9 protein-coding genes are annotated in these 9,284 nt (G+C 37.5%); 4 read left to right on the top strand and 5 right to left on the bottom strand.

The features are described 5' to 3' along the window. Together J7J10_02305 and J7J10_02310 are read left to right on the top strand one after the other, a co-directional pair. The coding region (locus tag J7J10_02305; GenBank protein ID MCD6129768.1) for a type II toxin-antitoxin system YafQ family toxin at positions 1–220 on the top strand (220 nt) is incomplete at its 5' end. Between the two features lie 344 nt (positions 221–564). Next, positions 565–1,341, top strand: a complete 777-nt coding sequence (locus J7J10_02310; GenBank protein MCD6129769.1) for a menaquinone biosynthesis protein — start codon at positions 565–567, stop codon at positions 1,339–1,341. On the opposite strand, the gene J7J10_02315 is transcribed toward J7J10_02310, so the two are convergent. The 5 genes from J7J10_02315 to J7J10_02335 are packed head-to-tail and all read right to left on the bottom strand — an operon-like array spanning position 1,328 to position 7,103. After that, positions 1,328–2,062, bottom strand: coding sequence for an NAD-dependent deacylase (locus tag J7J10_02315; GenBank protein ID MCD6129770.1), 735 nt, complete (start codon positions 2,060–2,062; stop codon positions 1,328–1,330). The genes J7J10_02310 and J7J10_02315 overlap by 14 nt on opposite strands. Then, positions 2,037–2,609 carry a class II aldolase/adducin family protein gene (locus J7J10_02320; GenBank protein MCD6129771.1) on the bottom strand — a complete coding sequence of 191 codons (573 nt, stop codon included), beginning with the start codon at positions 2,607–2,609 and terminating at the stop codon, positions 2,037–2,039. The genes J7J10_02315 and J7J10_02320 overlap by 26 nt, the downstream gene beginning before the upstream one ends. Then, complete coding sequence (locus tag J7J10_02325) at positions 2,581–3,198, bottom strand: DedA family protein (GenBank protein ID MCD6129772.1); 618 nt, start codon at positions 3,196–3,198, stop codon at positions 2,581–2,583. Before J7J10_02325 ends, J7J10_02320 begins: the two co-directional genes overlap by 29 nt. 3 nt (positions 3,199–3,201) lie before the next feature. Then, a complete protein-coding gene (locus J7J10_02330; protein MCD6129773.1) occupies positions 3,202–4,875 on the bottom strand; it encodes a DNA primase in 1,674 nt (557 codons plus the stop codon). Next, positions 4,872–7,103 (bottom strand): Smr/MutS family protein, encoded by a 2,232-nt coding sequence (locus J7J10_02335; GenBank protein MCD6129774.1) that lies wholly within the window; start codon positions 7,101–7,103, stop codon positions 4,872–4,874. The genes J7J10_02330 and J7J10_02335 overlap by 4 nt, the downstream gene beginning before the upstream one ends. Positions 7,104–7,211: 108 nt before the next feature. On the opposite strand from J7J10_02335, the gene argF reads away from it, so the two are divergent. Both argF and J7J10_02345 read left to right on the top strand, forming a co-directional pair. After that, positions 7,212–8,135, top strand: coding sequence for an ornithine carbamoyltransferase (argF, locus tag J7J10_02340; GenBank protein MCD6129775.1), 924 nt, complete (start codon positions 7,212–7,214; stop codon positions 8,133–8,135). Further along, the coding region (locus J7J10_02345) for an argininosuccinate synthase (protein ID MCD6129776.1) at positions 8,128–9,284 on the top strand (1,157 nt) is incomplete at its 3' end. The genes argF and J7J10_02345, both read left to right, overlap by 8 nt.

Consider the following 9,284-nt stretch of genomic DNA (forward strand, 5'->3'; position numbering starts at 1 on the left):
ACGAACCCAAGCAGAAAGATTAAAGACATATAAAAATATCCTGGTAAATTGCGGTATTTTACCCAAAGAATCAAAAAACCATAAACTTATCGGCAATTATAATGGTTTTAGGGAATTTCATATCGGCAGTGATATTGTGGTTATATATTTTTTAAGTAAAAAAGATAACCGAATTGTCTTTGCACGCATAGGTTCACATAGCGAACTGTTTAAGAAATAACAATAATCAGATAATAGAACCTTTGTTTTTATTGATTTTCCGTGTTAGATATTAACTAAATGTCCCCGAAGCATATTCGCCTGCTTTTTTATCTCTATTGTTATGTCATCTTTTTCTTCTGTAAGTTTATCTTTTTCTTCAATTAGTCTTTCCCTATCTTTTAAAGCCAATACTGCAATGCTTTTAAATTGCCGTAAAAAGCTCAGTCCTTCTGAAGGTTTTTATGAGAATTTTATTTAGTAAAAAGCTCAGTTCTTCTAAAGGTTTTTATGAGAATTTTATTTAGTAATCACAAATAACTACTGTTCGTTGATTTTTTGTGCAAGTGGTGATAATCTTCACCTATGTTGCGTGTGGGCTTAGTAAGCTTTCTCAATGCCTGGCCGTTGTATCAGGCATTTCTCGTAGATTCTATAAATACAAAATATGATTTTACACAGTTGTTCCCGTCTGAATGCGCAGAAATGCTGCGAAATAAAGAAATTGACATAGGTATCATTCCAGTAATAGAATATGCATACCTTCCTCAAGAATATGTCATTGTGCCTTCTGTTTGTATTTCTTCTCCCGACTATGTAAAGAGTGTAGCCCTGTTTTGCAACAAACCCCTAAAAGAGGTCAAAACGGTGCTTCTGGATAAACATTCTCGTACCTCAAATGCACTCGTGCAGATATTATTAAGAGAAAAGTTTAAAAAAGAAGTGCGGTATGGATTTGATATTAAAAATTTTGATGCTCAAGTGGTTATCGGCGATGACGCATTGTTCAAAGAGAAGGAATTTCCATTAAATCAAATAGTGGACTTGGCCCATGAGTGGAAAACATTCACCCACTTGCCATTTGTCTTTGCATTATGGATTGGATACAAAGAGAAGATTACAAAAAAGGTTGTGCAAAATTTCATTCACGCTAAAGAATGGGGGACAACACACATCAGAGAAATAGTGGATTATTTTCACGATCGTTTCCCTTACATCACAAAAGAAGAATACACAAATTACCTTACCTTGAATATCAACTACGATCTAACAGAAGAAAAGATTAAATCTATTCAACTGTTCTTCAAATTGTGTTACAAATTAGGCCTTACCCCTAAAAATCCATCCCTTAATTTTTTTTAAGCATCTCCATTAATTTGGGTAACGATTTGGCAACATCATCTATAATTACTTTATCCATAAATGGAGAATTTGGCGTTTTTTCAACATTAAATTCCACCACATAAGCACCATTCTCTTTAGCAATAAGGGGCATGGAAGCGGCAGGTTGCACAACTCCTGATGTGCCAATACCTAAAAAAACATCTGTGCTGCGAGACGCGGATAATGCCTCCTGTAAAACATCTTGAGGAAGCATTTCCCCAAACCATACAATATGCGGCCTCAAAAGTCCTCCGCAACTCTTACAATGAGGAGGAAGCTCCTCTTCCCTGTAGACCACTCTTTCTTCCTCCATTTTCCCGCAAGATAAACACACCGTTTGCCAGATATTACCATGCAGCTCGTAGATAAAATGGTTGCCGGCCAAACGATGCAGACCATCCACATTCTGAGTAATAAGATAAAAACCCTCTTTGTACATTTTTTCCAATTCCACACATGCTATGTGAGCAGGATTGGGTTGAGCTTTGATAATGATACTTCTCCGCCAGTTATACCACTGCCATACCAATTTTGGATCTCTTTTAAACGCAGAAGGAGTAGCCAGCTGTGTAGCATCATAATCCTTCCATAAACCATCTTTTCCTCGAAAAGTAGGAATACCGCTGGCTTTTGATATTCCCGCACCAGAAAAAACAACAACATTTTTTGCTTTCTTAAGTTTTTCTACTACCTCTTCCACCGTTCACCTCCAAAAGTATCTTTGCAGCAAATTCTAAACAACAGACCCTTTCCAATGCTTCGAATAAATTGCTTCCATAGGTAAAAACACCGTGACCTCTGGCAACCACAATGGGATTTTCCGATTTTTCCAAATATAATGGAATGTCTATATGTGCCTTTTCTCTCCACTCTCTATATTCTATATTTAAGATATCTACAGATTTGGAAAAACGCAATGAAGACTCATAATCTATAGGAATTATCTTTTCTGTCAAAAAAGAGAGAGCAACAGTATAAGGACTATGAGAATGAATAATTGCCTTAGCCTCTGGAATCTTTTTGTATAACTCGGTGTGGATGGGCGTTTCGCTACTGGATGCATTCCATCTTATATCCCTTTCCAGCCCTATTTTCACAATATCTTTACTACGCAGATTATATAAACTTTTCCCCGTTTTTGTAATCCAGATACCATCAGATGCACGCGTGCTAATATTCCCGCTATTATAATGCACTAAGCCCATGAGAAATAATATATCACCTGTTTTTTTGAACTCGCTGATCATTTCTCCTCCTTATGTAAATATATAATCCGACTAAAGCACAAGAAAAGAAGATAACATAAATAGTAATATTATGTAGAGCTTCTTTAACCAAAAGCTCATTTGAACCTATTGTATATCCAACAAAAGCCAGAACAGAAACCCATATACCAGCACCCAAAAATGTGAGTAGTGAAAAGTAGAAGAGATTCATGCCCGATAAACCAGCGGGTAAGGAAATATACTGCCTTATAACGGGCAAAAGCCTTCCTATAAATGTGCTTATCTCTCCATGTTTATTGAAAAACAAAGAAGCTTTTGTCAATCTCTTTTCAGTAAGACCTACAAATCTCCCCCATTTTAAGAGTAGTTTCTCCCTCAACCAACAAGCAAGCATATAATTAAATATCGCACCAGACAGACTGCCCAAAACACCTGCTACAATTACTCCTATTATATTCATCTCTCCCTTAGATGCCAGATAAGCGGTCGGCACGATAACCGCCTCGCTGGGAAAAGGAAAAAACGAACTCTCCAAAAACATAAGTGCGAATATTCCTCCGTATCCCATATTTCCTGCTATATGGAGGAGAAAATGAATAATACCTTCCATCAATTATTCACCGCTCTTGAGCCTCTTTAATGTGTAGAATACCTCCTGGTATTCTTTTATCATATCTTTGCCTTCCTGTTCCATTTTTTTCCTTATTCCATTGAGCTTTTTTTTTGTTTTTTCTACAGCTGCATTTTTTAAGAGATCCTTAAATGCCGCCTCTCCCTTTAAAGAATAAGTGAGAAGACCATAGGCATAAGACTTTAGTTCTTTGTCTTCAATCTGCTCCAAAAACTCATTCACATCATAGGAAAGTTCTTTTATATATATACTCCATAATTTTTCAAACAAGAGATGCAATCTTTCATCTTCAAACAACTCTTTAAATTGTCCGATATCATCCACCAGCTGAAGAAGACTTATATCACTCATTATGCAAGAGACGAGCAATTCTTCTTTTTTGGGGGTTTCAGTATTGGAAGAGGTGGGTTTATCTCTTGTCTTTGATGTTATAAGGCTGGCCGAAATGCCGCTTTCTTTAGCAATGTGTGAAATGTAAGCCGATTTTTTCACTCCATTTTTTATCTTTTCCACGATAGGCAGAAATGTCTCTACAAATTCTGCCTTGCCTTGAGGTAAAGAAAGATCAATACTCTTCTTATAATGCTGGATTAAAAAAGAAAATAATTCTTTTCCTTTATTTAATTTTTCCAAAAACATTTCCTTTCCGTTTTTCTTTACAAAACTATCCGGGTCTTCACCCTGTTCCAAAATTACGACTCTGCCTTCTACATCTGTTTCAAAAAAGGAGGGTAAGGCACGGATCATAGCCTTTGTACCCGCTTCATCCGCATCGTAATTCATAAATATAAGAGAGGAAAGTCTTTTTAGCATCTTCAAGTGATATGTATTCAATGCCGTTCCCAGTGTAGCCACACTATTTCTTATATTCTCTGTATGCAGTCTGATCACATCCAGATAACCTTCTACCACAATTGCCTGCTTCTCCTGTATTATACTCTTCTTTGCCCAATTCAAGCCGTATAAAATCTTGCTCTTGGAGTAAAGTGCTGTTTCTGGAGAATTGATGTATTTTGCTCCATTCCCCTCTTTAATCTGTCTCCCCCCAAAGGCAATCGGGTCACCGTTTTCGTTGAATATAGGAAAGACCAATCTATTATGAAAACGACAGTAAAGTTTCCCATTATAATCAGAAAATATACCACTCTCCAGGATTTCCTCTTTTTTAAACTTACTCAATTTAGCCAGGAGCTTATCCTCTTCTTGAGCATACCCAATAGAAAAATCATGCGCTGCAATCTCATCAAACCCCCGCTTGTAAAAATAGTTTTGAGCGGTTTTACATCTGGAAAATCCATCTCTAAAATGAGATAAAGCGATATGATGAATCTCCTTTAATCTCTGTTTTTTATCATCTTTTTGTTTATCTTGTTTACTTTCCGCATAGCTTATCCCGGCCCTCTGAGCGAGTATGCGTAATGCCTCTTTAAATGTATATCCCTCATAACGCATGAAAAAACCTATCACATCCCCGCTTGCACCGCACCCAAAACAGTGGAATATCCTTTTCTCGGGACTAACTACAAAGGAGGGGGTCTTTTCCTTATGAAAAGGACATAAACCTACATAGTTTACTCCTCTTTTTACCAGATCCACATACTGGGAGATGAAATCCACGATATCTATTCTTTCTCTTATTTCATCAGAAATATTCATTTTAATCCCGCGATGGTTACGCCATCGCCGCCTTCATAGGGATTTCCCATACGAAAATCCTTTATAAAAGGATGATTTTTAAGCACTTCCCTTACTGCATTCTTTAAGATACCATTTCCTTTTCCGTGAACAATCCTTACTGTAGATACATCTCTTAAAATACAGCTATCTATAAATCTCTCCACTTCTATCAAAGCTTCGTCCCTTCTCTTTCCAATGATATTTACCTCTAAAGTATAATCATTTTTTACAGGATTTACCTCTATCTTTTTTTCTTGTTTTGTCTTCATTTCTTTTATCTTTTGTATTTCAGAGAAAGGAAGGCTGACTATTTTCCCCTCATAATCAACCATTGCATATCTTTTACTCACTGCAACAATTTTTCCCGTGTGTATTCCAGCTATCTTTACACTATCGCCCACCCCGAATGCGGTTTTTTCTTGTATCTCTTCTTCCTTGAATATGCTTCTCGCTTGCCTGTTTATGTTTTCTAATTCTCTATGAATGGAAGGGAGTGCCCTTTCTTTTATTAAAGGTTTTATCTTCTCCCTTATCTCTGCTATGAGATTTTCATATTCTCTTTTCTTTTCTTCTCTCTCCTTATGTGTACCCAAAAGTATTTCTCTTTGCTGCTCTTTTATTTCCTTCAATGCCAGTTTCTCTGCCCCCAATGTTTCTAATTTCAGTTCCAATTCCTTTATCAACTCATCTATCTTACTTACAGAAACCTCATCTTTAGCTTTTTCTATTAGTTTGTGAGGAAGATACAATGAGGCAATATCCAGGGCATAACTCTTCCCTATTCTTCCATATTCCAGCTCATATGTAGGGGAAAGTTTTTCTTCATCAAACAAAAACGCCGCTGTTTGTATGTCCTTCAGGCGTCTTATAATATTACGAGAATGAGTGGTTACAACATTAAGGCAGTTCTTTTGTTTTAAATATTCAATGATCGCCGCAGCTATAGCTTCTCCCTCTTTGGGGTCTGTTCCTGCTCCAATTTCATCCAGCAAGAGAAGACTATTTTCATCTGCATTTTCACATATTTCTTTCATCCTTTTCATCTTTGCCGAATATGTGCTGAGGTTTTCTTCTATACTCTGCTCATCACCAATAGAGGCAAATATATCTTTTATTTCACCTATTCTACCCGCTCGTATGGGGATGGGCAGTGCCACATAACTCATCAGCACAAGCAGCCCTATAGTTTTCAAAAACACCGTTTTCCCACCTGTATTCGGCCCCGTCACAATAAGTGTGCAATACGGCTTTCCAATAATAATATCTGTAGCTACAGTTTCTTTCTCATTTTTATACAAAAGCAACGGATGCCTTGCACCATGAAAATCAATTATATTTTCCCTTACAAACTCAGGAAAAGAAGCAGAAAATCTTTTGGCATATAGCCATTTCACAACCTGAGTATCTATTTCAGCAACCAATTCCATATTTTTTACAATCTTTTTCCGCTCTTTTCTCATCATATTCGTTAAGAACAATAGAATACGGGAAATTTCCTTTTCTTCTTCTATATTACACCTAAAAAGCTCGTTGTTTTCGTTGTGTATTAGCTCCGGTTCAACAAAATAGCTCATACCGCTATGGGATATATCCACTATTCTGCCCTTCAGATACTGTTTAAAATTGGGTCTCACCAATATGGTATATCTACCATCTCTGATGGTAATCGTTTTTTCTACGATTACATTATGTAGAATCGATTTCTCTAATAGCTTGACTAATTTTCTGTTCGCATTACTGCGAAATCTTCTTATTTTGTTTCTCAAGTTAAGAAGGCAAGCAGAGGCATCGTCTTTTACTCTTCCCTCGTTGTCGATAGCTTTTTCTATCTCTTGACAAAGCTCGCAGCAAGGATTCAATCCTCTTTCAATTTCCTTTAAATAAGCTTTCGAATGAGAAAAAAACACTCGTAAAGCATCTATCATCTTTAAAAATCGGGCAATCTTATACAACCCTATGCCACTCAATTTAGATTCTTTGACCTTTTTAACCTCATTTTGTATATCTATGTTTTGAAGAGGGGGAGAGCCTCTGTTATTCAAAAACTCAAACATCTCCTCTGCTTTTTCCTTTTCCTGCTGTGCAAAAGCAAGGTCAAATTGAGGATTAAGGTTTTCTATTCTCTGTTTTCCATAGGATGTATGTGCACTCTCAGCCAGCAGAGAAAGTAACTTGTCAAATTCTAAAATATGCAGGACATCTCTCATCTTTTATTGAATAACCCCCTTCTTTTACAGTGTCAAGCTCAACTAATATAAGTATTATTAAAACTATTTGTAATTGACAAAATATACATCCATGCGTAAACTTCCCACATGAAAAAAGATTTTATCTCCATTGCAGATTTTTCCAAGGAAGAAATAGAAGAATTACTAGAGCTGTCTTCTTTTGTAAAGAAAAACATAAGAAAAGAAAAGTACACGCCGCTGCAAGGGAAAATATTGGGTATGCTGTTCGAGAAGACATCCACCCGCACCCGCCTTTCGTTTGAGGTAGGCATGAAACGATTGGGTGGAGATGCCATATTCCTTTCCTCTCAACACACTCAGCTCTCTAAAGGAGAAAGCTGGCCGGATACAGCCAGAGTTTTATCCCGATATGTAGATGCAATAATGATAAGGACATTTGAACACAAGAGGATTTTGGATTTAGCAGAATATGCTACGGTGCCTGTTGTAAATGGACTCTCCGATTTATTACATCCCTGTCAAGTCTTGGGAGATATGTTTACCATAAAAGAACATTTTAAAACATTGAATGTCAAGATTTCTTATATAGGTGATGGAAACAATATGGCTAATTCCTGGCTGTTGGGTGCGGCTGTAATGGGTTTAAACCTTCATATTGCCACCCCCTTAGATTTTTCTCCCTCTGGTTCTATTGTTCAAAAGAGTTTACAGATAGCAGAAAAAACAAAAGCGAAAATTATGCTCACAACTAACCCCAAACAGGCAATAGAAGATGCTCAGGTCGTATATACGGATGTGTGGACCAGTATGGGCAAAGAAGAAACACCATTGAGAAATGAGATGTTCAAGCCCTATCAGGTAAACGACGAATTGCTGTCTCACACTTCTAAAGATTTTGTATTTATGCACTGTTTACCTGCTCACAGGGGAAAAGAGGTAACAGACGAAATAATAGACAGTAAACATTCCATAGTGTGGCAACAGGCAGAAAATAGAACCTATGTTCAAGCGGCAATACTTATAAAGCTTTTGGAGGAAAACAATGATTAATAAAGTGGTGCTGGCCTATTCTGGAGGTCTGGATACATCCGTTATCGTTCACTGGTTGAAGAAAAATTACAACTGCGAGGTAATTACCTATACCGCCGATCTGGGACAGGGTGAAAACCTCAATGAGATAAAAGAAAAAGCGCTAAAAGTGGGAGCATCAAAAGCGTATGTGGAGGATGTAAAGAAGGAATTTCTGGAAGAATATGTAATGCCCTCATTGAGAATGGGAGCAAAATATGAGGGAAAATACATTCTATCCACGGCATTAGCCCGACCATTGATTACAAAAAAACTTATAGATATTGCAAATAAGGAAAATGCAGATGCCATCGCTCATGGTTCTACGGGTAAAGGCAACGACCAGGTAAGGTTTGAGGTATCCGCCGCTTACCTTGCACCGGAAATAAAAGTTATCGCTCCGGTAAGGGATTGGGAACTCAAATCAAGGGAAGAAGAGATAGACTATGCAAAAAAATATAACATTCCCATCTCCATCACCAAAAAGAGTCCTTATTCCATAGATAGAAATATATGGGGTATATCTATTGAGTGCGGCGTATTGGAAAATCCAGAAAACGAACCACCGGAGGATGCCTATCTTTTAACCAAAAGTCCGGAAGACTCACCGAACGAACCTGCCTATGTATCTATAGAATTTGACAGGTCAAGGCCTGCAGCCATAGATGGAAAAGAAATGGACATCGTAGATATTGTTCACCATTTAAATGACCTGGCGTCGCTTTATGGTATAGGAAGAACGGATATAGTAGAAAACAGACTGGTAGGCATAAAATCCCGTGAAATATATGAAGCCCCGGCAGCCACTGTTCTTTACGAGGCAAAGAGGTCTCTGGAAGAGCTTGTCCTGGACAGAGAAGCCATGCATCTGAAGGATATGCTCAGTGTAAAGTATGCAGAGCTTGTCTATTATGGTCTATGGTTTACACCTTTGAGGGAAGCATTGGATGAATTTTCCAGTAGTTTACTGGCGAATCTTACAGGAGAAGTAAAACTAAAGTTATACAAGGGAAATTGCACCGCTATTTCCCGTAAATCTCCTTATTCCTTATACGATATAAAATTGGCTACCTATGAAAAAGAAGATATATTTGACCAAAAGCAGGGAGAAGCATTCTGCAACATCTGGGG

Source organism: Deltaproteobacteria bacterium (genome assembly GCA_021159305.1).
In the GTDB taxonomy this organism is placed as follows: Bacteria; Campylobacterota_A; Desulfurellia; order JAGGSF01; family JAGGSF01; genus JAGGSF01.